The following is a 23261-nucleotide window of genomic DNA, read 5'->3' as shown; positions in this document are numbered from 1 at the left end:
GGACACCCCCGAGGGCGCCCGGGCGGTTCCCCGGGGGTGACTAGCCGACCTGGCGCGCGGCGGAAGCCTTCTCGGCCTTCGCCTTGCGCAGGTAGTACCAGGCCATGTTGGACGTGAGGCCGGCCAGCAGCACCCAGACGATCCCGAGGAAGCTGCCCTCGACGAAGGCGACGACGGCCGCCGCCACCGCACAGACGCAGACGACGATGGCGAAAACGGCAAGGCGGGGCATGGGAAGAGCTCCTCGGAAACACTGAACGGGGTCGAGCCCCTCCAGTGTCCCCCATGCCCCGCAGTGCTGCCGTAAGGGTGTCGGACCGGGGTCAGAGGTCCGTGACGCGCAGGCCCGCGTGGGCCTTGTAGCGGCGGTTGGTGGAGATCAGGTTGGCCACCAGGGACTCGACCTGGTGGGCGTTGCGCAGGCGGCCGGCGAAGACGCCGCGCATGCCGGGGATGCGTGCGGCCAGGGCCTGGACGATGTCCGTGTCGGCGCGGGCCTCGCCGAGGACCATCACGTCGGTGTCGATCTCGTCGATCGACTCGTCCTGGAGCAGGACGGCCGAGAGGTGGTGGAAGGCGGCGGTGACTCGGGAGTCCGGGAGCAGGGCGGCGGCCTGCTGGGCGGCGCTGCCCTCTTCGACCTGGAGGGCGTAGGCGCCCTGCTTGTCAAAGCCGAGCGGGTTGACGCAGTCCACCACGAGCTTGCCGGCGAGGTCCTCGCGCAGTGCTTCGAGGGTCTTGGCATGGCCCTCCCACGGCACCGCGATGATGACGATGTCGCTGCGGCGCGCGCACTCGGCGTTGTCCGCGCCTTCCACGCCCAGGCCCAGTTCGTCGGCCGCGGTCTGCGCGCGGTCGGCGGCTCGGGAGCCGATGATCACCTTCTGGCCGGCCCTGGCGAGTCGGTAGGCCAGCCCCCGGCCCTGGTCGCCGGTGCCGCCGAGGACGCCGACGACGAGGCCGGAAACGTCCGGCAGCTCCCATGGGTCCTTGACCGGCGGCTTCTGCGTGTTGTCTGAGGAAGTCATGGGGGCGAGGGTACTGCCGGGTAGCCCACAGTCGAAGGGTGACGAAGGGGAAGGAACCGCTCCCCGTGTCGCCCTCATGGTGCAGGATGCCGATATGGACGCCGTGAGGGTCGCGCTGCTGCGCGAGGTGCTCGCCGGTACGCAGTGGCCGGGGGACGCGCGCCGCTTCGCCGGTTCGATGCGCCGGTCCGTCGTACCGGCCGGCGGTCACCTGTTGTTGGTGGGGACCGAGGGCTACGAGCCCTGGCACCTGGCGGCGCACCTGGTGGACGAAGCCGCCTGGTCGGGTCTGCCGGAGCTAGCGCCCACCCTCGTACGCCACCACGTGCGGCCCGGGGAGCCGCCGCACCTGTCGGTGGGGCTGGGCCGGTTGGCGGCGGCCCGGCGCGGGCACACGCTGCTGGTGGTGGCGCCCGGAGCACCGGGTGAGGGGCTGCTGGAGCGCGTCCACGACGTGCGGCGCGCGGGGGCGACCGTCCTGTCCCTGGACGGCGGGGACCCGGACCTGGGCGCGCTCGCCCACGACGCGCTGTCGGTACCGGCGCCGGCGTCGGACGACGGGATGGACCTGGACACCGTGCAGCACCTGGTCAGCGCGGCGGCCGGGGAGAACACCGTGCCGGTGCGGCGCGGACCGCGCCGCTTCAGGGACCGGCTGGCGCGGCTGGCCGACCACCTGACCGCGCCGCCGCCCAGCCGCTGGTGATCCGAAAGGGACGGCCTACGCCCCGCCCGTGCCGGCGGCGCCCTCTTCGTCCTCGCGGGTCCGGTCGTTCCACTTGGGGTCGTTCTGCCATTCGAGGTTGCGTTCCTGCGCCGTCTCCATGGCGTGGTTCGCCTCCTCCGGGGTGCCGTAGGGCCCGAACCGGTCCTTGGCCGGGCAGTCGGGGCCTTCCTCGACCTTCTTGTGGACCAGGCAGTAGTACCACTCGCCGGGTTTGCCCACCTGACGCTTCTTGAACAGGGCCATCCTCGTCGGGCTCCTCTCGTACCGCTCTATCCCGCCATGCTGCCCCATCCTCGCTGGATACACTCGTTCGCATGTCTGGCCAGTCGCTGCTCGTACCAGGCGAGCTCTCCCCCGTCCGTTCCGTTCCCGGAAACATCCGTCGGCCCGAGTACGTGGGCAAGCCCGCACCGACTCCGTACACCGGACCGGAGGTGCAGACGGCCGAGACCATCGAGGCCATGCGCATCGCCGGTCGGATCGCCGCCCAGGCGATGGAAGAGGCCGCGAAGCTGATCGCGCCGGGGGTGACCACCGACGAGCTCGACAAGGTCGCCCACGCATACATGTGTGACCACGGGGCCTACCCGTCGACGCTCGGCTACCGGGGCTTCCCGAAGTCGCTGTGCTCCTCCGTGAACGAGGTCATCTGCCACGGCATCCCCGATTCCACCGTCCTGCGCGACGGCGACATCGTGAACCTCGACGTGACCGCGTACATCGGTGGCGTGCACGGCGACAACAACGCGACCTACCTGTGCGGAGAGGTGGACGAGGAGTCCCGGCTGCTGGTGGAGCGCACCCGGGAGGCACTGAACCGGGCCATCAAGGCCGTCAAGCCGGGCCGCCAGATCAACATCATCGGTCGGGTCATCGAGTCGTACGCGAAGCGTTTCGGCTACGGCGTGGTCCGGGACTTCACCGGCCACGGCATCAACTCGTCCTTCCACTCCGGCCTGATCGTCCCGCACTACGACAGCCCGCACGCCACCACCGTCATCGAGCCCGGCATGACCTTCACCATCGAGCCGATGCTGACGCTGGGCACCCACGAGTACGACATGTGGGAGGACGGCTGGACGGTCGTCACGAAGGACCGCAAGCGGACGGCGCAGTTCGAACACACGCTGGTGGTCACGGACTCCGGCGCGGAGATCCTGACCCTCCCCTAGCGTTCGGCGGTCCCTCCGTGACCGCGACCGCGACCGCGATCGGGCCCGGTGCACCTGTGCACCGGGCCCGGCCCTGTTTCCGCGGGCTCCCGGGGGTCACGCGCTGAGCGGGAACTCCTCGCCCAGCTCCCGGAAGACCGCACCGTTGAAGTCGAAGGCGCGCTTACACTCGTCGATGATGCGCTGCTTCTCCAGGTCGTCCGCCGCGATGGCGTCCAGCAGCTCGCGGTAGGTCCGCTTGAAGGCCGCCGGGTTGGAGATGTCCGCGAAGACGTAGAACCGGACGCCGTCGCCCTTGCGTTCGAAGCCCCAGGTGCGCTCCGCCTTGTCGCGGATGATCTGGCCGCCGGAGAGGTCGCCCAGGTAGCGGGTGTAGTGGTGGGCGACGTAGCCGCCCGGCCACTCGGCCGCGCACCGGGCCACCCGGTCGGCGTACGCACGCGTCGCGGGCAGGGGCACCACGTTCTCGCGCCAGTCCGGACCCACCAGGTGGGCGAGGTCGCGCTCGATCTCGGCGACGCGCATGAGCTCGGGCTGGATGAACGGGCCCGCCACCGGGTCGTCCTTGAGGGATTCGGCCGCGTCCTCCAGGGCCCGGTACACGAACCACAACTGCTCGGTGTAGCGCGTGTACGCGTCCACGCCGAGTCGTCCACCCAGCAGATCGCTCATGAAGGTCGACGTCTCGGCCTCGGTGTGCTGCTCGTGCGAGGCGACGCGGATGACCGTAGAGAAGGCGTCCAAGGCGGACCTCCAGGAAGAGGAAACAGGCGTGACGGCATCGCCGCCACGCCCGATCCTCCTACTTAGGTTTGCCTAAGTCAATGAGTTCCCGACGTCTTGTCGGTAAAAAATCCGGTCCTGCGCCCGGCTCAGCCGCCCGAGAAAGCCCAGAGCGTGAGCACCCCGACGAGGAACACGTGGGGGTAGAAGAAGGCCAGCAGGCAGCCGATGCTCCCCAGCGCGAGACGCCGCGTGCGCTGCGCGTCGGTCCGGGGCGGGATCCAGGTGAAGGCCACCATCGCCAGCGGCACGGCGTAGAAGAGCGCGAAGACTCCGGGCGGGAAGCCGGGCAGGTAGGAGCTCGCCCGGCCGCACCAGGCGGCCACCGGGGCCAGCACGGTGAAGAGCGCGGCCACCGGCAGCCACCGCTGCCGCTGCCGCTCGTCGGGGCGGGGGGTCACCGAAGTCTTCGTCATGGCGCCATTGCACCGCGCCGACCGGCGGCCCCGTCAGCGCCGACGTACTCATTTCCCCTTGCGCGGGGTACTCAGGGTGGGGGGGCTCAGATCCCGTCCGGGGTCGGGGCGAAGCGGACCCGACCGCCGATCTCCACGGTGCCGTCCGGGCCGGGAGCGGTGAGGATCTGGGAGCCGGCGCCCTGGGTGATGTTCAGGGCGCGGTTCAGCTGGGCCGTCAGCAGGATCGCCGCCGAACCGGTGGCCTCGTCCTCGGTGATGATCCCGTCGGGGCGGCGCGGAAAGCCCCGGGCGCGCACGCGGCCCGCGGCCTCGTCCTCCCAGGCCCAGGCGTACAACCAGCCCTCGCCGGGCGGCGGGGCGGGCAGCGCCTCGACCTCGGCGACGGATCCGAACTGTTCGGTGCGCTTGCCCTCGACCCACTCGGGGCGGGCCGTGATCCAGGTGAACTCCCCGTCGTCCCGGGCCCATACGGATCCGGCGGGCGGCTGGAGCTCTTCGATGTCCAGCAGCCACGCGGCCCCGACCAGCGGATGTCCCGCGAAGGACATGCGCGTGCCGGGGGTGCGGATGTCGACGACCCCGCGCTCGGGGTCGTCGACGAACACCGTTTCGCTGTAGCCGAGTTCGGCGGCCAGGGCCTGCCGCGACGCATCGTCGGGGCAGGTCCGGCCGTCGCGTACGACACCGAGCAGGTTGCCGAACCGGCCGTCGCCCGCGCAGAAGACCTTCAACACGTCGAGATCGTTCACGCGGGAAATTGAAGCACGGCTCAGACCTGGGCCGTACGGCGCCTGCGCGCGAAGTACACCGCGCCCGCGCCGGCCGCGATCACCACGCCGGAGGTGGTGAGCAGGGCCCCGGTCGGGATCTCGGCGCCGGTGTTGGCGAGGTTGCCGCCGACGGTGGAGGAGCCGCCGCCCACGGTGCCGCCCGTACCACCGGTCGTACCGCCCGTGGTTCCACCGGTCGTACCGCCCGTGGTTCCACCGGTCGTACCGCCCGTGGTTCCACCGTTCGAACCGCCCGTGGTGCCGCCGGTGGTGCCGCCGGTCGAGCCGCCCGTCGTACCGCCGGTGCTCGGCAGGGTGGCGTCCTTGTCCACCGCCACGGCGAAGGTGAGCGGGTCGATCGCGTCGCCCGCCTTGTACATGGAGCCGGTGGTGTCATTGGCGAAGGCGGCCGCGCCCTCGGCGGTGAAGACCGCCGGGACCGCGTTCAGCGCCAGGACGCCGTCCTTGGTCTTGTAGTCGGTCTTCGACAGGTCGAGCGTGGCGAAGCGGAGGCCCGTCTTGGTGCCGGAGGCGTTCTTGACGTCCACGTAGAGGGTGCCGGTCTTGCCGGTGGCCTCGACGCGGGGGCTACCGAAGGTCATGTCGATGCCGTGGGCGACGTACTGGAAACGGAGGTTGCCCTGGAAGGAGGCGTTCAGCTTCTGCTTCTTGACGTCGAGGTCGCCCTTGCCGAAGGCGAAGTCGAAGGTGTCGCCGTTCTTTGCGGCGCCGCCGGCCGGAGTGATCGACCCCGCGCTCAGCACGTACTTGCGGAAGGACTCCTTCACGCCCCACGTCAGCTTGCCGCTGAGCACCTTCTGCACGTCGTCGGCCGGCGGGGTCGGGTTCTTGGTGGTGTTGTCCGGGCTGGGCTCGGGGTCGGGCTTCTTCTCCAGCTCCAGCTTCGCGGTGAGCGGGTCGCCCGGCTTGTCCTTGTAGCCCGGCGACCCGAGCGCGTCCGCGGCCTCCTGGGTGAGCGTGGTCGCCAGGCCGTTCATCGCCTGGCCGGCGAAGGCCACGGTGGCCATGGGCACGTCCTGGGTGGTCGTGCCGCCCTTGGTGACGTCCGCGGTGAGCTTCTTGGTGCCGGTGTCGATGCGAATGTCCGAGAGCTTGACCTCGAAGCCGTGGCCGGCCGGCGGGGCGGGCGAGGAGAAGGTGACGCTGCCCTTGAAGGCCGCCTTCACCACGTGCCCGTTGGCCGGCTCGTACGCGCCGGTGGGCTCGACGAAGCGCAGCGTGCCGTCCGCGTTCTGCTGGGCGCCGTCCGCGACGGTGATGGTGCCCTTGGCCATGCCGGTCACGTAGTTGCGGTAGCTCGCGAGCACGCCCCAGTCGAGGGTGCCACCGGTGATCTTCACCGGGTCGGTGGGCGGGCCGCCCGCAGCGGTGGCCGGCAGGGCGAAGGCGGTGGCGCCGAGCGCTGCGGCGGTCAGGACTGCGGCCGCGAGGGAAATCGGGCGTCGGATGGACGACATGGCTGGGAACTCCTGGAGGAACAGGGGAGGGGAAGAGGAAGGGGTGGGTGCCTACTGGGGCGCGTCGGTCGGCGTCGGCGGGGCCGCTGCCGTACGGCGCTTGCGCACGACCAGGAAGGTGGCGCCGCCGGCCAGGACCAGGACGGCCACGGCGAGGGCGACGAAGAGCCCGGTGTTCGAGGACTCCGCGGCCTTCGCGGCGGGGGCGGGGGCGGGCTCGGCGGACGGCGACGCGGCCGCGGGGGCGGGCGACGCCGTCGAGCCCAGGTCGGGCAGGGCGGGCAGTTGGGCGGTGGCGTCCAGGGCGACGGCGAGCGAGACCGGATCCATCTCGGTGCCGGCCTTGTACATGGAGTTGAAGGCTTGCGAGCCGCCCTCGGTGAGGGTGGCCGGGGCTTCGGTCAGGGTGGCCAGCTTGCCCTCGGTCTTCAGACCCTTGGCGTCGAACTCCACGAGCGGGACGGCGTTCTTCGTGGCGCCGCCGGCGGTCACGTCCGCGGACAGGACGCCCTTGCCGTTCTCCACCTTGACGCTCATCTTGCCGAGCGTGAGGTCCAGGTGGGCGCCGGTGAACTGGACCGTACCGGCGAAGGCCGCATCGAGGGTGCCTTTTTCGCCATCGTACGAGCCCTTGCCCTGCGGGAAGCGAAACAGCGCGCCGCCGTCCTGGGCGCCCTCGGCGAGGACCCACTTGCCCTGGCCGATCGAGCCGGTGACGTACTCGCGGAAGGTGCGGCGCACCCCCCAGTCGACGGCGGCGTCGGTGAAGGCACCCGCCGCCTGCGGGGTCTGCGCGGTGGCGGTCGGCTGCGCGGCCGTCGCCGTCGCGGTCGGCGCGGGCTCGGCGGCCGGGGCGGCCTTGACGTCGGCGGAGAGCGAGATCGGGTCGAGCTGGGTGCCGGCGCCGTAGTAGCCGGCGAAGGCCTTGGCGCCCTCCCCGGTAAGAGTGGTCGGGATGTTCGTGAGGGACAGCGGGCTGGCGCCGCCCTTCATGTGGATGCCGCCGACGCCCAGCGAAGCGAAGGCGACCTGCGACTGGTTGGTGACCACGCCGCTGTCCTTGGCCTTGCTGGAGACGTCCACGTACAGCGTGCCCTTGCCGCCGGAGATCTTGACGGTCGGGCGGCTGATGGTCATGTCCAGCTCGTAGACGCCGTCGGGCTTCTGGTGGCCCTGGAAGGTCACCCCGCCCGAGTAGGAGGCCTCGAAGGTTCCGGAGTCGGGGTCGTAGGAGCCGGCCGCGGAGTGGAAGCGGAAGAGGCTGCCGCCCACCGTGGCTGCGCCACTCTTCAGCTTGAAACTGCCTTTTGCCACCGGACCCGTGACATAACTCTGGAAAGACGATTTGATGCCCCAGTCGAGCCGACCCCCCTGTACGGTGCCCGCCCGGGCGGCGGTCGCCGGGAGCAGTGCCCCCAGCAGGGCCGCCAACAGGGCGACGGCGAACGTACGGACGGGTCTCGTGGGCATGAATGCCCCCTCCTCAGGTCTAGCGAGCAAGGTTAGGCTAACCTAAGCTAACCACGGCCGGATGAACACCCCCCGGTCTCCAGAACCTCAGTCGGACGATCAGGACGGTGCCTTCGTGCCTACGCCCGCCGCGTCACACCGCTTTCCCCGTCTCGCAGTTGCCGTAGCAGCACTGGCACTCGCGCTGACGGCCTGCGGAGGTACGGCCACCACCTCGGGCTCATCCGCCCCCGGCGCAGCCGCGGTCCCGGACCGGCTGGAACCGCTCCCGGCGCCACAGCCCGCCCTGCCGGTCACCGTGCCCTCGGCCGACGGCACCCAGGTCACGATCACGTCAGCGGACCGGGTCGTCCCGCTGAGCGGCAGCCTCAACGAGATCGTCCACACGCTGGGCCTCGGCAAGCAGGTCGTCGCCCGGGACATCACGGCCACCTTCGAACAGGCCGCCCAACTGCCGGTGGTGACGCGCGGCCACGACGTCTCCGCCGAGAGCGTCCTATCGCTGCGCCCCACCCTCGTCATCGCGGAGACGACCAGCGGACCCGGAGAAGCGATTCAGCAGATCCGCGACGCCGGCGTCCCGCTCCTGGTCCTCGACCCCGCCAAGGGACTGGAGGACGTCCCGAAGCGCATCGACGCCGTGGCCGCCGCGCTCGGCGTCAAGGAGGCCGGCACGCAGCTGAACCAGCGCACCGCCGACCGGATCGCCACCGTGCGCAAGGACATCCCGGCCGCCTCCGGCAAGAAGCCCCGGGTGGCCTTCCTCTACCTGCGCGGCACCGCCTCCGTCTACCTGCTGGGCGGTTCGGACTCCGGCGCCGCCTCACTGCTGGAGGCGGCCGGCGCGGTCGACACCGGCAAGGACTCCGGACTCGGCAAGGACTTCACCCCGATCACCAGCGAGGCCCTGGCGGCCGCAGCGCCCGACGCGATCCTCGTCATGTCCAAGGGGCTCGAATCGGTCGGCGGCATCGACGGCCTGGTGAAGATCCCGGGCGTCGCCCAGACCCCGGCCGGCATGGACCGCCGGGTGGTCACGGTCGACGACGGCGTCCTCCTCAACTACGGCCCCCGCACCGACCAGGTCCTCGCCTCCCTGGTCACCCAGCTCTACAACAAGGGCGCCTGAAATGACCCTCCACGACCCGGAAGCAAGAACCGCTCCCAAAACCGACGGATCCGGGACTGCGTCGGCGCCACCCCTGCGCGGTTCCGACGGGGCCGGGAGCGTGTCGGGGCGATCCCCGCAGGGCGCCGAACGCACTGCCGCCGCGCTTTCCGACCCCTCGTCACGTTCGGCGCCCGAGGAGACGCCCCGGCGCGCGCCCGGCCCCGGCGGAACCCCCGCACCCGCCACCGCCGAGCCGACCCCGGCCGCCTCGGCGAAGGACAAGGCCAAGCTCCGCAGCGGCAGCGGCACCGGCAGGCCCGCCCTCCTCACCACCGCCCTCGTCGCGACCCTCGCCCTCCTCGCCCTGCTCTCCGCAGGCATCGGCGCCTACGACATCCCCCTCACGGACGTCCTCGCCTCCGTCCAGCACCACCTCGGCCTCGGTGGAGCCCCCCTCGACCGGGTCGGCGAGAGCGTGCTGTGGAACGTCCGCCTCCCCCGCGTCGTGCTCGCCCTGCTCGTCGGCGCCAGCCTCGGCTGCGCGGGCGCGCTCATGCAGGGCGTCTTCGGCAACCCCCTCGCCGAGCCCGGCGTCATCGGCATCTCGGCCGGCGCCGCCGTCGGCGCGGTCGCCGCCATCGGCCTCGGCCTCAGCTTCTTCGGCAACTGGACCATCACCGTCTGCGCGTTCATCGCGGGCCTGATCACCGTCAGCTCCGTCTACCTCCTCTCCCGCAACGGCGGGAAGACCGAGGTCGTCACCCTCATCCTCACCGGCATCGCCGTCAACGCCTTCGCCGGCGCCCTCATCGGCCTGTTCGTCTTCTTCGCGGACAGCGGCCAGGTCAACCAGATCACCTTCTGGCAGCTCGGCTCCCTCGCCCAGGCCACCTGGCCCAAGGTCCTCGCCGTCCTGCCCTGCGCCGTGGCCGGACTGCTGGTCGCCCCCTTCTACTCCCGCCGCCTCGACCTCCTCTCCCTCGGCGAACGCCCGGCCCGCCACCTCGGCATCGACGTGGAGCGGCTGCGCCTCTCCCTCATCCTGGTCGTCGCGCTGCTCACCGCCGCCGCCGTCGCCGTGGCCGGCGTCATCACCTTCATCGGCCTGCTCGTCCCGCACCTGCTGCGCATGGCCAACGGCCCCGGCCACCGCTTCCTGGTCCCCGGCAGCGCCCTCGCCGGCGCCGTCGTCCTGGTCGCGGGCGACCTGGCCGCCCGTACCCTCGCCCAGCCCGCCGAGCTGCCGCTCGGGGTGCTGACCGCCCTGCTCGGCAGCCCGTTCTTCTTCTGGTTGCTGCGCCGCACCCGCCGCAAGCAAGGAGGCTGGGCGTGACCAGCAAGCTGACCGGGTCACTGACCGGGCTGCTCACCCGCTCGCGCAAGACCGTCCCCGCCCGCCCCGCCCCGGGCGACGCGGTCGCCGAGGCCGTGGACCTGCACCTGCGGCTCGGGCAGCGCGAGGTCCTCGCCGGAATCGACCTGACCGCCCGCGCCGGCGAGGTGCTGGCGCTGGTCGGCCCGAACGGCGCCGGCAAGTCCACGCTGCTGGGCGCGCTCGCCGCCGACCTGCCCGCCGCTTCCGGGGTGATCCGGATCGACGGCCGCCCGGTGGGCGACTGGAGCGCCCCGGACCTCGCCCTGCGCCGCTCCGTACTACCCCAGTCCGCCGCACTGTCGTTCCCCTTCCCGGTGGAGGACGTCGTACGGATGGGCCGGGCGCCCTGGGCCGGCACTCCCCTCGCCGAGGCCGACGAGGAGGCGGTGGCCGTCGCCATGGCCGCCACCGAGGTCACGGACTTCGCCGCGCGTCCCTTCTCCGCCCTCTCCGGCGGCGAACGGGCCCGGGTCGCCCTGGCCCGCGTACTGGCCCAGCGGGCCCCCCTGCTGCTGCTCGACGAGCCGACCGCCGCCCTCGACCTGCGCCACCAGGAGCTCGTCCTGCGCATCTGCCGGGAGCGGGCGGCCGCCGGGGACGCGGTCGTCGTCGTCCTGCACGACCTGGGGCTGGCCGCCGCCTACGCGGACCGGGCCGCCGTCCTGCACGACGGGCGGATCGCCGCGGACGGCCCGCCGGCCGAGGTGTTCGAGGTCGGGCTGCTGAGCCGGGTCTACCGGCAGCCGGTGGAGGTCCTCCCGCACCCCCGTACCGGGGCCCCGCTGGTGGTTCCGGTACGGGCTTGACCCGCGGCTCGACCTCCGGCGCGGACCGGGGCCCGGACCGGGGCCGGACCTCCCTCTTGACTTCCGCTTGACCGCTCCATGGGGCTGCCGTGGAGGCCTCGTGACAGGGCCGTGTCCGGGACCCAAGCGTATGAGCTGAATCACGGTACGAGGGGGCATGGGTGAGGTAAGCCTCGGTTAAGTTAGGTCCGCCTCATCGGCCTTTCCTTCCTCGGGACGGCCCCTTCGTCCGACGCCAGGAGCCCCCATATGCGCCCCGCCCGCCTCACTGTCATCGCCGCGGCCTCCGTGGCGGCCGCACTGACCGCCGTCACCGGCTGCTCCCAGAAGAGCGACGCGGGCGGCGACGACGCGATCAAGGTGGCGGCGTCCGACAGCGCCTGCGACGTGTCGAAGACGGAGTTCCCGGCCGGCAAGGTGCAGATCGACGTCGAGAACAAGGGCTCCAAGGTCACCGAGGTCTACGTCCTCTTCCCGGACGCCCGCATCGTGACCGAGCGCGAGAACATCGGCCCCGGTACCAAGGCCTCCATCACCGCCGAGATCAAGGCGGGCGACTACGAGATCGTCTGCAAGCCCGGCATGAAGGGCGACGGCATCTCCAAGAAGGTCAAGGCCACCGGCAAGGGCGGTGCCGAGGAGAAGCGCAGCCCCGAGATGGACGCCGCGGTCGCCGCCTACCGTGCCTACGTGGTCACGCAGGCCGAGGAGACCCTCCCCAAGGCGCAGGCCTTCGCGGACGCGGTGAAGGCCGGTGACGTCGAGGGCGCGAAGAAGCTGTACGCCGCCTCGCGCATCGGCTGGGAGCGCACCGAGCCGGTCGCCGAGTCCTTCGGCGACATCGACCCGAAGGTGGACGTCCGCGAGGACGGCCTGGAGGCCGGCCAGGACCTGGAGAAGGACTGGACCGGCTGGCACCGCCTGGAGAAGGCCCTGTGGGTCGACAACAAGATCGGCGACCGGGAGAAGCAGCTCGCCGACACCCTGATCGCGGACCTGACCGACTGGCAGAAGAAGGTCGGCCAGGCGGAGATCACCCCGACCTCGATCGCCAACGGCGCCAAGGAGCTCCTCGACGAGGTCGCCACCGGCAAGGTCACCGGTGAGGAGGAGCGCTACTCGCACACCGACCTGGTCGACTTCAAGGCCAACGTCGAGGGTGCGCAGAAGGCGTTCGAGCTGCTCAAGCCGATCGCCGCGAAGAACGACCCGGAGCTGGTCAAGCAGCTCGACACCCAGTTCGCGGCCCTGAACACCCTTCTGGACAAGTACCGCGCCGACCAGGCCACCTACGAGTTCACCTCGTACGAGAAGGTCGGCGAGCCGGAGCGCAAGGAGCTCTCGGACGGCGTGAACGCGCTCGCCGAGCCGCTCTCCAAGCTCGCCGCCGCGGTCACCAAGTAACCGGCAGAGACGAAAGCAGGCGGGAGAGGACGATGACCGAGTCGGACTCGGCTGCGCAGCAGCCGCAGCAGCAGCAGCAGTCTCAGCAGGACGGTGACGGTTCGGCGACGTCTTCCGCCGCGGCGCCCTCGCGGCGTGCGGTGCTGGGCTGGGGCGGGGCCGGGTTCGCGCTCGGCGCCGCCGCGGCCGGCGGTGCGGTGACGGCCTTCGGCGGCAGCTCGGACATGGTGTCGGCGGCGGCCTCCGGGGCGTCCGTGCCGTTCCACGGCGAACACCAGGCCGGTATCGCGAGCGCCGTGCAGGACCGCCTGCACTTCGCGGCCTTCGACGTGAAGACGAAGGACCGCGAGGAACTGATCAAGCTCCTCAAGGAGTGGACGGTGGCGGCCCGGCTGATGACGGCCGGTCTGCCGGTCGGCGAGGGCGGCTTCGGCGGCCTCCCGGAGGCCCCGCCGGACGACACGGGCGAGGCGCTGGGCCTGAAGGCCTCCCGGCTCACCCTGACCATCGGCTTCGGTCCGGGCCTGTTCGCCAAGGGCCGGTTCGGGCTGGAGGGCAAGCGCCCCGAGGCCTTGGTGGACCTGGAGCTGTTCCCCGGCGACAACCTGGACCCGGCCCGCTCCGGCGGCGACCTCTGCGTCCAGGCCTGCGCCGACGACCCGCAGGTCGCCGTGCACGCGATCCGTCAGCTGGCCCGCATCGGCTTCGGCCGCACCGCCATGCGCTGGTCGCAGCTCGGCTTCGGCAAGACCTCGTCGACGACGCCCGACGAGCAGACCCCGCGCAACATGATGGGCTTCAAGGACGGCACCCGGAACGTCTCCGGCACCGACAAGGCCGCCCTGGACAAGCACGTGTGGGTCGGCGCGGGCGACGGCAGCGACTGGCTGACCGGTGGCTCGTACCTGGTGGCGCGCCGGATCCGGATGAACATCGAGACCTGGGACCGCACCCCGCTCCAGGAGCAGGAGGACATCTTCGGCCGTGACAAGGGCGAGGGTGCCCCGGTCGGCAAGTCCAGGGAGCGCGACGAGCCGTTCCTGAAGGCGATGAAGCCGGAGGCGCACGTGCGCCTCGCGCACCCGGACACCAACAATGGTGCGACGATCCTGCGCCGCGGCTACTCCTTCACCGACGGCACGGACGGACTGGGCCGCCTGGACGCGGGCCTGTTCTTCCTCGCCTACCAGCGCGACATACGCAAGGGCTTCATCCCGATCCAGCGCAATCTAGCCAGGTCCGACGTCCTCAACGAATACATCCAGCACGTGGGTTCGGCCGTCTTCGCCGTCCCGCCGGGCGTCCGTGACAAGGACGACTGGTGGGGCCGGACGCTGTTCGCGTAAGTATCCGCCGGAGAGGAACAACCGCCGTGTTCGGCAACTATCTGATCGGCCTGCGCGAGGGGCTGGAGGCCAGCCTGGTCGTCTGCATCCTCGTCGCCTACCTGGTGAAGACCGAGCGCCGGGACGCCCTGCGTCCCGTGTGGCTGGGCATCGCGATCGCCTGCGGGATCTCCCTCGCCTTCGGCGCGATGCTCGAATTCGGCACCCAGGAGCTGACCTTCGAGGCGCAGGAGCTGCTCGGCGGCACCCTGTCGATCATCTCCGTGGGTCTGGTGACGTGGATGGTCTTCTGGATGAAGCGCACCGCGCGGCATCTGAAGGCCGATCTGCACGGCAAGCTCGACACGGCGCTGGCCATGGGCACCGGGGCGCTGGTGGCCACCGCCTTCCTGGCCGTCGGCCGGGAGGGCCTGGAGACGGCGCTCTTCGTTTGGGCGTCGGTACGGGCCAGCGGCGAGGGTTCCTCGGCTCCGCTGATCGGTGTGCTGCTGGGCATCGCCACGGCGATCGCGCTGGGGTACCTCTTCTACCGGGGCACGCTGAAGATCAATCTGGCGAAGTTCTTCCGGTGGACCGGCGCCATGCTGGTGATCGTGGCCGCGGGTGTGCTCGCGTACGGGGTGCACGACCTCCAGGAGGCCCGTTTCCTGGGCGGCCTGGGCGACAAGGCCTTCGACATCAGCGAGGCGATCCCGCCGGACAGCTGGTACGGGACCCTGCTCAAGGGCGTCTTCAACTTCCAGCCCGACCCGACCGTCCTCCAGCTCACGGTGTGGGTGCTGTACCTGGTGCCCGTGCTGACGCTGTTCCTCCTGGACCGCGGCCGTCCGGCGGCCGCGCCGAAGGTGCGGCCGGCGGACTCGGACTCCACGCCCGCGGGCTGAGTGCGGGCGGCCGGGCGGCCGCCGCGGACAGGCTGTGGTGAAGGGCCTTCGGGCCCGTCACCACAGCCTGTCGGTGTTTCCGGGGTGGAGCGGGACGCGGACGCCCGTGAAGGCGGCGCGGTCACGGCCCGGGTCGACCGTGAAGAACGCCGCGAGGACCACCTTGTCGAAGCCGGGTTCGTCGGTGGCCAGGGGATCCTCGGGGGTTCCGCCCACCAGGACCGTGCCGGGCAGCACTTCGAAGCCGGCCGCCTCGTAGAAGGCGGCCAGGGGTCGGTCGCAGCTGAACAGCGCCAGGTCCACGGCCGGGTCGGCGGCCAGCTCGGCGCGGGCCGCCGCGACCAGCCGGCCGCCGAGCCCGCGGCCGCGCAGCTCCGGCAGGGCGACCACGGAGCTGAGCCCGGCGGCCCGGTACGTGCGGTCCGCGAGCGGGATCGGCTTGTACAGCAGCGACAGCGCGGCGGTCACGGTGCCGGCCGCGTCCACGAGCAGCATCGTCCTCGGGTGGAGCGCAGGGTCGTGGCCGGGGGTGGAGCCGGGCCACGCCCTCGCCTCCAGCTCGGCGACCTGCCGGGCCGGGCCCGCGGGCAGGTCCGCCTCGGCGCATCCGATCACCCTCACGGTCGCAGCCCCTCCGGGGTTCGGGAAGCGGGGTCCGGGGCGGAGCCCCGGGAATCCGGGCCGATGGATCCGTTCACGGGATGCGGACGCCCTCGCCGCTCACCCTGACCCGGGGGTCGCCCTCGCGCAGTTCCACGGTGAGCACCCCGGGGCGGCCCATGTCCGCTCCCTGGTGGAGGGTGAGCACCGCGTCCGCCGGGACCAGGCCGCGCTCGCGGGCGTACGCGCCGAAGGCGGCCGCGGCCGCTCCCGTGGCGGGGTCCTCGACGACGCCGCCCACCGGGAAGGGGTCGCGTACGTGGAACTCCGCCGGTCCGGCCCGGTGCACCAGCTGGACCGTGGTGAGGTCCAGGCGCCGCATCAGGGCCTCCAGCCGGGCGAAGTCGTAGGCCAGGTCCGCGAGCCGGGCCCGGGTGCCGGCGCCGATCACCAGGTGCCGGGCCCCGGCGTAGGCGATCGCCGGCGGGATCGCCGGGTCCAGGTCGGCCTCCGGCCAGTCCAGCGCGGCCAGTGCTTCGGCGAGGTCCGCCGCGCCGATCTCCTCGGTGTGCGGCTCGACGGTGGTGAGCGTGGCCCGCAGCCGCCCGCCCTCGGAGGTGACGGACACCGGTACGGTCCCGGCTCGGGTGGCGAGGAGGAGTTCGCCCGGCCCGATCCGCTCCCCCAGCGCGATGGCCGTGGCCACGGTGGCGTGCCCGCAGAAGGGGACCTCCGCCTTGGGGCTGAAGTAGCGCACGGTGAAGGAACGGCCCTCCTCGCCGCCGAACCCCTCGGGCGGGGGCGTCAGGAAGGCCGACTCGCTGTAGCCGAGCCCGGCGGCGATCTCCAGCATGGCGCCCTCGTCCAGTCCGGCGGCGTCGAGCACGACCCCGGCCGGATTGCCGCCCTCCGGGTCGTGGGAGAAGGCGGTGTAGCTCAGTACTTCGGTGTCGTTCATGCCGCCATGATCGTCCGCGCTCACGCGGCCTGGCAATGCGTTTCGGCCATGGATCCCGCGCGGTTCAGCCGCGGCCGATGTACGGCATCGAGGTCGCCATCACCGTCGCGAACTGCACGTTCGCCCCCAGCGGGAGCTCCGCCATGTGCAGGACCGTGCGGGCCACGTCGGCGGCGTCCATCACCGGCTCGACGGCCAACTGCCCGTTGGCCTGGAGGATGCCGGTCTGCATCCGCTCGGTCATCTCGGTCGCCGCGTTGCCGATGTCGATCTGGCCGCAGGCGATCCGGTACGGCCGCCCGTCCAGCGACAGGGACTTGGTCAGGCCGGTCATCGCGTGCTTGGTCGCGGTGTAGGCGATGGAGTTCGGGCGCGGCACGTGCGCCGAGATGGAGCCGTTGTTGATGATGCGGCCGCCCTGCGGGTCCTGCCGCTTCATCTGCCGGAAGGCGGCCTGCGCGCACAGGAAGGCGCCGGTGAGGTTGACGTCGACGACCGAGCGCCAGGCCTCGTAGGTGAGGTCCTCCAGCGGGACCCCGCCCGGTCCGAAGGTGCCCGCGTTGTTGAAGAGCAGGTCGAGGCGCCCGTAGCGGGCCCGCACTGACTCGAACAGCCGAGTCACGTCGTCCGGGTCGCTCACGTCGGCCGGCGCGCACAGCACGTCGGCGTCGGTCCCGGCCGCGGCGGCGGTCTCCTCCAGCGGTTCGGCCCGGCGGCCGGCCACGGCCACGTCCCAGCCCGCGGCGGCCAGGGTCAGCGCCACGGAGCGGCCGATCCCGGAGCCGGCGCCGGTCACCAGGGCGATCTTCTTCGTACTTTCGTCCATGGGGCCGCAGGGTACGTCACACGGCGCCCCGTTCCCCGGACGTTCCGATTGCTGAGAGCATGGGGCAGTCAGGGGTGCGTAGATCAGATGAGAAGACTGGAGTTCCGCATGTCGGAGAGAGGCCCCGCGACAGCCGCCTCGCAGGACTCGTCGCCCGAATCGCCCTCCGCCTCCAGCGCCACCGCGTCCCTGACGCGCGCACGCCGCACGAGCCTGCTCGTCACCTTCATACTCGGCGGGCTCACCGCCCTCCCCCCGCTGTCCATGGACATGTACCTGCCGGCCCTGCCGCAGGTCACCGATGCCCTGAACAGCCCTGCCGCGACGATCCAGCTGACCCTCACCGCCTGCCTCGCCGGCATGGCCCTCGGCCAGCTCGTCATCGGCCCGATGAGCGACAAGTGGGGCCGCCGCCGGCCGCTGCTCGTCGGCATGGTCGTCTACGTCCTGGCCACCGCGATCTGCGCCCTCGCCCCGACCGCCGAGTTGCTGATCTCCTTCCGGCTGCTCCAGGGGCTGGCCGGGGCCGCCGGTGTCGTCATCGCGCGCGCCGTCGTGCGCGACCTGTACGACGGCGACGAGATGGCCCGCTTCTTCTCCACGCTGATGCTCATATCCGGGGCCGCCCCGATCGTCGCGCCGCTCATCGGCGGCCAGGTGCTGCGCTTCGCCGACTGGCGGGGCGTCTTCGTCGTCCTCACCGCTGTCGGTACGGTGCTCACCCTGATGGTCTGGCGCGGCCTCGGCGAGACCCTGCCGCCCGAGCGGCGGCACACCGGCGGCGTCGGCTCCGCGCTGCGGACCATGCGCGGGCTGCTCGGCGACCGGGTCTTCACCGGCTACACCCTGACCGGCGGCTTCGCCTTCGCCGTCCTCTTCTCCTACATCTCCGCCTCCCCCTTCGTGGTGCAGGAGATCTACGGGGCCTCGCCCCAGACCTTCTCCCTGCTCTTCGGCCTGAACTCCGTCGGCCTGATCCTCGTCGGCCAGATCAACGGCAAACTGCTGGTCGGCCGGGTACGCCTGGACAAGGTGCTGGCCGTCGGCCTCGCGGTCGTCCTGGCTTCCGCGGTGTCCCTCCTGCTGATGGCGACGGGCGTCTTCGGCGAAGTCGGGCTGACCCCGATCGCCACCGCGCTGTTCGTCCTCATGTCGGCGATGGGCATCGTGCTGCCGAACACCAACGCGCAGGCCCTGATGCGGACCCCGCACGCGGCCGGATCGGCCTCCGCGCTGCTCGGCACCTCCTCGTTCCTGATCGGCGCCATCGCCTCGCCGCTGGTGGGGATCGCGGGCGAGGACACGGCCGTCCCCATGGCCGTGGTCCAGCTGGTGTGCGCACTGCTCGCGGTCAGCGCCTTCCTCGGCCTGTGCCGCCCCTGGCAGAGCGCGTCCACCCTGTCCGACCCCACCGGCGACTCCAGCCCCGCCGGCGTTTGAAGCGCGGGGCCCGGGGCGGAGCCCCGATCCTTGAGCCGCACCGGACCGGCGGCCGCACCGGACCCGGCGGCCCCGCCCGGGAGTGGCGGCCCCGCCCCCGACCGGCGGCATAAACTTCGCAGGTGAACGCCTCCGCCCCCACCTCCGCCGAGACCCTCCGCCGCACGCTCGGCGGGCTGCTCGACGGGCTCCCGCCGAAGCAGGCCACGGCCGCCGTCGAGCGGCTCATCGCCAACTACCGGGGGCAGACCCCGACCGACGCGCCCGTACTGCGCGACCGCTCCGACGTGGCGGCGTACGCGGCGTACCGGATGCCCGCCACCTTCGAGGCCGTCCGGAGCGCCCTAGACGAACTGGCCGAGGCTGCACCCGGCTGGGCGCCGGGCTCGCACGTGGACGTGGGCGGCGGCACGGGCGCCGCGACCTGGGCGGTGGACGCCACCTGGGACGGCCCGCGGGAGACCACGGTGCTGGACTGGGCGGAGCCGGCCCTGGCCCTCGGCCGGGAACTGGCGGCTGCCTCGACCTCCGAGGTGCTGCGCGGGGCCGCGTGGCGGCGGGCCGTCATCGGTTCGGGGCTGAGCCTCCCCGAGGCGGACCTGGTGACGGTGTCCTACGTCCTCGGTGAACTGACCCCGCAGGCGCGCACGGCCGTCGTCGCCGAGGCGGCCCGGGCCGGCCGGGCCGTGGTGCTGATCGAGCCGGGCACGCCGGAGGGGTACCTGCGCATCCGCGAGGCCCGTGACCAGCTGATCGCGGCCGGGCTGCAGATCGCCGCGCCGTGCCCGCACGACGGAACCTGTCCGATCGAGGTCGGCAAGGACTGGTGCCACTTCTCGGCTCGGGTCAGCCGGTCCTCCCTGCACCGGCAGGTCAAGGGCGGCTCGCTGCCCTACGAGGACGAGAAGTTCAGCTACGTCGCCGCGACCCGCTTCAGGGCGGAGCCGGCCGCCTCCCGGATCACACGGAAACCGCAGATCCGGAAGGGGCTGGTCCTACTGGAGCTGTGCGGCCCCGAGAGCGAGGGCCTGAACCGGGTCAACGTGACCAAGCGCCACGGAGACCTCTACAAGGCCGCCCGGGACGCCGACTGGGGCCAGGCCTGGCCTCCGGCACCGTAGCCGGTCCCCGGAAACGGCCTAGGCCCGCAGCTCCTGGGTGCAGCACTTCACGCTGCCGCCGCCCTTGAGCAGCTCGCCGAGGTCCATCGGGACCGGCTCGAACCCCCGGTCCCGCAGCGGCTCCAGCAGTCCGGTCGCCGCCTGCGGGAGCAGGACGTGCAGGCCGTCGGAGACCGCGTTCAGACCGAGGGCGGCCGCGTCCCGGGCGTCGGCAATCAGGGCGTCCGGGAAGAGCCGCCTGAGCACTCCCTGGCTGCCGGGCGAGAAGGCGCCCGGGTAGTACATGATCTCGTCGCCGTCGAGGACGCTGAGCGCCGTGTCCAGGTGGTAGTAGCGCGGGTCCACCAGGTCGAGGCCGATGACCGGGCGGCCGAAGAACTCCTGGGCCTCGTCGTGCGAGAGCGGACTGGAGCGGAAGCCCCGGCCGGCGAGGATGTAGCGGTCGGTGACCGCGAAGTCCCCCTCGCCCTCGTTGACGTGGGACGGCTCGTGGATGTCGGGGTAGCCGTGGGTACGGAACCAGTCGAGGTGGATCTCGGCTTCGGCGGCCCGTTCCGGGTAGGCGAACCGGGCCCCGAGGACCCTGCCGTCGACCACGAGGGCCCCGTTCGCCGCGAAGACCATGTCGGGCAGTTCGGGGTCAGGTTCGAGGGTTTCGACGATGTGCCCGAGGGAGCGGTAGCGGTCCCTCAGGTCTTCCCACTGGGCCAGTGCGAGGGGCAGGTCCACCGGTTTCGTGGGGTCCATCCACGGATTGATGGAGTACGTGACCTTGAAGTGTGCGGGTGGGCACATCAGGTAGCGCCGGGGTGTGGCGTCTCTGCGCAAAGAAGGCTCCTCACGACTTACACGACTCTGGACGGGTGCTGGAGAGAATCGTCTCTCCAACACCTGGACAGCACAGTGAACTGATTGGGTGGTTTACGCAAACCTATGGAAAGACGAGACGTCTCGCTTTGATAGTTTCGGGCCATGCCCAAGACCCCTGACGCCACCCGCCGCAGCGACCGCTCCCGGCGCGCCATCCTCGACGCCGCGCTCGCCCTCGTCGGGGAGGTCGGCTACGACAAGCTGACCATCGAGGCCATCGCCGCCCGCGCGGGCGTCGGCAAGCAGACCATCTACCGCTGGTGGTCGTCGAAGGCCACCGTCCTCCTCGACGCCTCGCTGGCCCTCTTCGGCGACGCGGAGACGGAGGTCGAATGGACCGGCTTCCCCGACACCGGGGACCTCGCCGCCGACCTGAAGCACGTCCTGCGGGCGACCGTCGACCAGTTCAACGACGAGAAGTACGACGCCCCCACGCGCGCCCTGACCGCCGCCGGGGCCACCGACCCCGAGCTCGGCGCCCGCTTCACCGAACAGCTGCTAGAGCCCCAGCTCGCCCTGTACGAGGAGCGGTTGCGCGCGGCCCGGGAGGCCGGCCGGCTCGCGCCGGACGCGGACCTGCGCCTCACGGTCGAGATGCTCGTCGGACCGCTCACCTACCGCTGGCTGATGCGCACCGCGCCCCTGACGCACGCGTACACCGACGCGCTCGTGGACCGGGTGCTGGGGGGTGTCTTGCCTGATCGGCAAGACACCCCCTGAGGCGGGGTGGCCAACGTCACCGCCCGCTAGCGGGCAGAGAATCGAAGATCGGCCGAGAGCATTTGGCCTGATTCTATGGTTATGTGGGGGTTTCCGGTCACGCATCTCCAACCCCCCGGTTGCCAAGAGCGGTCACCCGGGGCTCAGGATGGTGGGACCATGGACGGGTCCGCCGGAGATTACGGTGAGGTGAGGGGATAGATGGGGTCTGAGTCCGGCCGCGTCAAACGCGGCGAGCAGAGCAGGATTTCCCAGTGGTTGCGCCGGCGGCAGAAGCCCACCGCCGAGGACCCGGGAGCGGAGCGCGAGGCGCTCCTCCTGGCCGTCGCCGCCGCGGGCCTGCCGCTCGCCCCCGCCGCCCATCCCGCCGGTTACCGATGTTCGTGCGACCGGATCGGCTGTCCGACGCCCGCACGGCACCCCATCTCCTTCGCCTGGCAGACCCAGTCGACCACCGACCGCTCACAGGTCGAGCGCTGGGCGCGCAACCAACCCCAGGCCAACTTCATCACCGCGACCGGCATGGTCCACGACGTGCTCGACGTCCCGCTGGAAGCCGGCACCGACGCCCTCGACCGACTCCTGCTCGCCGGCATCAAGGTCGGCCCCGTCGCCGAGTCGGGCGGCACCGGTGACCAGGCCCGGATGCTCTTCTTCACCGCCACCCGCGGCACCCCCGAGGACGAGGACGAGTGGTGGCCCTGCGCACTGGACTGCCACCCCGAGACGATGGACGAACACCCGGGCCTGCGCTGGCACTGCCGCGGCAGCTACGTCCTGGTCCCGCCGGCCGCCCTCCCCGGTGACCGGGCGGTGACCTGGATCCGGGGCATGGAGCACCCCCTCCCGGACCCGCTCACCCTCCTCGAAACCCTCACCGACGCCTGCGCCGCCTACGCGGGCGCCGCCGACCGCAGCCCGGCCACGGCGGCCTGGCCCCTGAGCCAGTAGCCCCGGTGGGCGATCCGGCCCGCCGGGCGGCACGTACCGGCGCAGCTCAGCCAAAATTCAGCCCCGCCGGCGTTTGGGGCGCGGGGGCGCGGGGGTGCGGGGGCGGAGCCCCCGGTACGGCGCGTCAGTGGTGGATCTGCGTCACGACCACGTCGAGGGACCAGGCCTTGCCCGCCTTCGCAGGGGCTTCGGCCTCGACGACGTAGCCCAGGTCCCGCAGGGCCGTGACCAGCTCGGCGGGCGAAGCCGGAGCGGCCCCCGCCAGCAGCAGGTCCCGTACCAGCCGCCCCTTCGTCGCCTTGTTGAAGTGGCTCACCACCGACCTCTTCTCCACCCCGTCCACGAGCTGCGCGTGCAGCACCCGGACGGTCGCGGTCCGCGTCGCCACCTCACCCTTCGGCTTCCACGCGGCCCCGTACGCCGCCGACCGCAGGTCCAGCACCAGCCCGTCCCCGGCCGCCTCCGGCATGACCTCCGCCATCGGCCCCCGCCAGTGCGCGCCCAGCGCGCCCAGCCCGGGCAGCTTCACCCCCATCGAGCAGCGGTACGAGGGGATCGCGTCGCCGACCCGCACCGCACCCCACAGCCCCGAGAAGACGAGCAGCGCGTCCTCGGCCGACGCCCGCGCCGCCGCGGGCAGGTCGGCCAGGCCCAGCGCGTCGTAGAGCACGCCCGTGTAGACCTCGCCCGCCGGACGGGCCCCCGCCGTACGCAGCTCCGCGTTCTTGGCGACCTCGCCGCGCAGGCCCTCGCTCAGGCCCAGCACCTCGCGCGCCTTCGTCTCGTCCGCCGCGCACAGCTCGACGAGCTCCTCCAGCACCGCCGCACGGGCCGGGGCCAGACCGGGCAGCGACAGCGCCTCCGGCTTCAGGGGTGCGCCGGAGCCGCCGGCGGCCTTTCCCTCGGACGGCGGCAGCAGCACGAGCACGGTGGTTCTCCTTCGGTACGACGTCGCAGGGGGCGCGGCCCCCGAGCCAGGGTAGACGTCCGCCGCCCCCGCTC

At 72.0% G+C, this 23261-nt stretch carries 25 protein-coding genes; 12 read left to right on the top strand and 13 right to left on the bottom strand.

The annotated features are described in order from the left end of the window. Positions 1-40 precede the first annotated feature (40 nt). The gene (locus tag ACIQK6_RS33220; RefSeq protein ID WP_329102592.1) at positions 41-232 is read right to left on the bottom strand and encodes a hypothetical protein; all 192 of its coding nucleotides are present in this window, start codon (positions 230-232) and stop codon (positions 41-43) included. Positions 233-323: 91 nt separating this feature from the next. Beyond that, positions 324-1028 carry an NADPH-dependent F420 reductase gene (gene npdG / locus ACIQK6_RS33215; protein WP_329102591.1) on the bottom strand — a complete coding sequence of 235 codons (705 nt, stop codon included), beginning with the start codon at positions 1026-1028 and terminating at the stop codon, positions 324-326. A gap of 94 nt (positions 1029-1122) precedes the next feature. On the opposite strand from npdG, the gene ACIQK6_RS33210 reads away from it, so the two are divergent. After that, entirely contained in the window at positions 1123-1734 is a 612-nt protein-coding gene (locus tag ACIQK6_RS33210) for a hypothetical protein (RefSeq protein WP_329102589.1), read from the top strand. 15 nt (positions 1735-1749) lie between these two features. Here ACIQK6_RS33210 and ACIQK6_RS33205 read toward each other — a convergent pair whose 3' ends face one another. Beyond that, positions 1750-1998 carry a hypothetical protein gene (locus ACIQK6_RS33205; RefSeq protein WP_329102587.1) on the bottom strand — a complete coding sequence of 83 codons (249 nt, stop codon included), beginning with the start codon at positions 1996-1998 and terminating at the stop codon, positions 1750-1752. A gap of 71 nt (positions 1999-2069) precedes the next feature. On the opposite strand from ACIQK6_RS33205, the gene map reads away from it, so the two are divergent. Next, the gene (gene map, locus ACIQK6_RS33200; protein WP_329102586.1) at positions 2070-2927 is read left to right on the top strand and encodes a type I methionyl aminopeptidase; all 858 of its coding nucleotides are present in this window, start codon (positions 2070-2072) and stop codon (positions 2925-2927) included. A gap of 96 nt (positions 2928-3023) precedes the next feature. On the opposite strand, the gene ACIQK6_RS33195 is transcribed toward map, so the two are convergent. From ACIQK6_RS33195 to ACIQK6_RS33175, 5 genes are all read right to left on the bottom strand, one after another. Next, positions 3024-3671 carry a heme oxygenase (biliverdin-producing) gene (locus ACIQK6_RS33195; protein WP_402696329.1) on the bottom strand — a complete coding sequence of 216 codons (648 nt, stop codon included), beginning with the start codon at positions 3669-3671 and terminating at the stop codon, positions 3024-3026. 128 nt (positions 3672-3799) lie between these two features. Next, a complete protein-coding gene (locus tag ACIQK6_RS33190) occupies positions 3800-4126 on the bottom strand; it encodes a hypothetical protein (protein ID WP_329102581.1) in 327 nt (108 codons plus the stop codon). Between the two features lie 86 nt (positions 4127-4212). Further along, positions 4213-4878 (bottom strand): PhzF family phenazine biosynthesis protein, encoded by a 666-nt coding sequence (locus ACIQK6_RS33185; RefSeq protein ID WP_329102579.1) that lies wholly within the window; start codon positions 4876-4878, stop codon positions 4213-4215. A 20-nt stretch (positions 4879-4898) separates the two neighbouring features. Then, a complete protein-coding gene (locus ACIQK6_RS33180) occupies positions 4899-6377 on the bottom strand; it encodes an HtaA domain-containing protein (protein ID WP_402696328.1) in 1479 nt (492 codons plus the stop codon). Between the two features lie 51 nt (positions 6378-6428). Continuing rightward, positions 6429-7847 (bottom strand): HtaA domain-containing protein, encoded by a 1419-nt coding sequence (locus ACIQK6_RS33175; RefSeq protein WP_329102577.1) that lies wholly within the window; start codon positions 7845-7847, stop codon positions 6429-6431. A 115-nt stretch (positions 7848-7962) separates the two neighbouring features. Here ACIQK6_RS33175 and ACIQK6_RS33170 point away from each other — a divergent pair, with 115 nt between their 5' ends. The 6 genes from ACIQK6_RS33170 (at position 7963) to efeU (ending at position 14773) form a co-directional block, all read left to right on the top strand. Then, positions 7963-8976 carry an ABC transporter substrate-binding protein gene (locus tag ACIQK6_RS33170; RefSeq protein WP_329102576.1) on the top strand — a complete coding sequence of 338 codons (1014 nt, stop codon included), beginning with the start codon at positions 7963-7965 and terminating at the stop codon, positions 8974-8976. Between the two features lie 100 nt (positions 8977-9076). Then, positions 9077-10291 (top strand): FecCD family ABC transporter permease, encoded by a 1215-nt coding sequence (locus ACIQK6_RS33165; protein WP_402696325.1) that lies wholly within the window; start codon positions 9077-9079, stop codon positions 10289-10291. Positions 10292-10299: 8 nt separating this feature from the next. After that, positions 10300-11139, top strand: a complete 840-nt coding sequence (locus ACIQK6_RS33160) for a heme ABC transporter ATP-binding protein (protein ID WP_402696353.1) — start codon at positions 10300-10302, stop codon at positions 11137-11139. 249 nt (positions 11140-11388) lie between these two features. After that, complete coding sequence (efeO, locus tag ACIQK6_RS33155) at positions 11389-12543, top strand: iron uptake system protein EfeO (protein ID WP_329102572.1); 1155 nt, start codon at positions 11389-11391, stop codon at positions 12541-12543. Between the two features lie 32 nt (positions 12544-12575). Beyond that, positions 12576-13889 carry an iron uptake transporter deferrochelatase/peroxidase subunit gene (efeB, locus tag ACIQK6_RS33150; protein WP_402696323.1) on the top strand — a complete coding sequence of 438 codons (1314 nt, stop codon included), beginning with the start codon at positions 12576-12578 and terminating at the stop codon, positions 13887-13889. A 26-nt stretch (positions 13890-13915) separates the two neighbouring features. Continuing rightward, a complete protein-coding gene (gene efeU / locus ACIQK6_RS33145) occupies positions 13916-14773 on the top strand; it encodes an iron uptake transporter permease EfeU (RefSeq protein ID WP_329102567.1) in 858 nt (285 codons plus the stop codon). 57 nt (positions 14774-14830) lie between these two features. Here efeU and ACIQK6_RS33140 read toward each other — a convergent pair whose 3' ends face one another. The 3 genes from ACIQK6_RS33140 to ACIQK6_RS33130 all read right to left on the bottom strand — a co-directional run bounded on the left by ACIQK6_RS33140 (position 14831) and on the right by ACIQK6_RS33130 (position 17157). Further along, complete coding sequence (locus ACIQK6_RS33140; RefSeq protein WP_329102565.1) at positions 14831-15394, bottom strand: GNAT family N-acetyltransferase; 564 nt, start codon at positions 15392-15394, stop codon at positions 14831-14833. Positions 15395-15467: 73 nt separating this feature from the next. Continuing rightward, positions 15468-16331: a PhzF family phenazine biosynthesis isomerase gene (locus ACIQK6_RS33135; protein WP_329102563.1), complete on the bottom strand. Its 864-nt coding sequence runs from the start codon at positions 16329-16331 to the stop codon at positions 15468-15470. 64 nt (positions 16332-16395) lie between these two features. After that, positions 16396-17157 (bottom strand): SDR family oxidoreductase, encoded by a 762-nt coding sequence (locus ACIQK6_RS33130; RefSeq protein ID WP_402696321.1) that lies wholly within the window; start codon positions 17155-17157, stop codon positions 16396-16398. A gap of 108 nt (positions 17158-17265) precedes the next feature. Between ACIQK6_RS33130 and ACIQK6_RS33125 the strand changes: the two genes are divergently transcribed. Together ACIQK6_RS33125 and ACIQK6_RS33120 are read left to right on the top strand one after the other, a co-directional pair. Then, positions 17266-18597, top strand: coding sequence for a Bcr/CflA family multidrug efflux MFS transporter (locus tag ACIQK6_RS33125; protein WP_329102559.1), 1332 nt, complete (start codon positions 17266-17268; stop codon positions 18595-18597). Between the two features lie 122 nt (positions 18598-18719). Next, positions 18720-19718 carry a small ribosomal subunit Rsm22 family protein gene (locus ACIQK6_RS33120; RefSeq protein ID WP_402696318.1) on the top strand — a complete coding sequence of 333 codons (999 nt, stop codon included), beginning with the start codon at positions 18720-18722 and terminating at the stop codon, positions 19716-19718. A gap of 18 nt (positions 19719-19736) precedes the next feature. Here ACIQK6_RS33120 and ddaH read toward each other — a convergent pair whose 3' ends face one another. Next, the gene (ddaH, locus tag ACIQK6_RS33115; protein WP_402696352.1) at positions 19737-20606 is read right to left on the bottom strand and encodes a dimethylargininase; all 870 of its coding nucleotides are present in this window, start codon (positions 20604-20606) and stop codon (positions 19737-19739) included. Between the two features lie 84 nt (positions 20607-20690). Here ddaH and ACIQK6_RS33110 point away from each other — a divergent pair, with 84 nt between their 5' ends. Both ACIQK6_RS33110 and ACIQK6_RS33105 read left to right on the top strand, forming a co-directional pair. Beyond that, positions 20691-21308, top strand: a complete 618-nt coding sequence (locus ACIQK6_RS33110) for a TetR/AcrR family transcriptional regulator (RefSeq protein ID WP_402696316.1) — start codon at positions 20691-20693, stop codon at positions 21306-21308. Between the two features lie 201 nt (positions 21309-21509). Continuing rightward, on the top strand, positions 21510-22259 hold the full coding sequence (locus tag ACIQK6_RS33105) for a bifunctional DNA primase/polymerase (RefSeq protein WP_329102551.1): 750 nt from the start codon (positions 21510-21512) through the stop codon (positions 22257-22259). Positions 22260-22383: 124 nt separating this feature from the next. On the opposite strand, the gene yaaA is transcribed toward ACIQK6_RS33105, so the two are convergent. Then, positions 22384-23187: a peroxide stress protein YaaA gene (gene yaaA, locus ACIQK6_RS33100; protein WP_402696314.1), complete on the bottom strand. Its 804-nt coding sequence runs from the start codon at positions 23185-23187 to the stop codon at positions 22384-22386. Between the last annotated feature and the right edge of the window lie 74 nt (positions 23188-23261).

This window comes from Streptomyces sp. NPDC091682, from assembly GCF_044756625.1.
Lineage (GTDB): Bacteria > Actinomycetota > Actinomycetes > Streptomycetales > Streptomycetaceae > Streptomyces.
The sequence above is the reverse complement of the archived record's forward strand: the minus strand, read 5'-3'. Positions and strand labels throughout refer to the sequence as shown.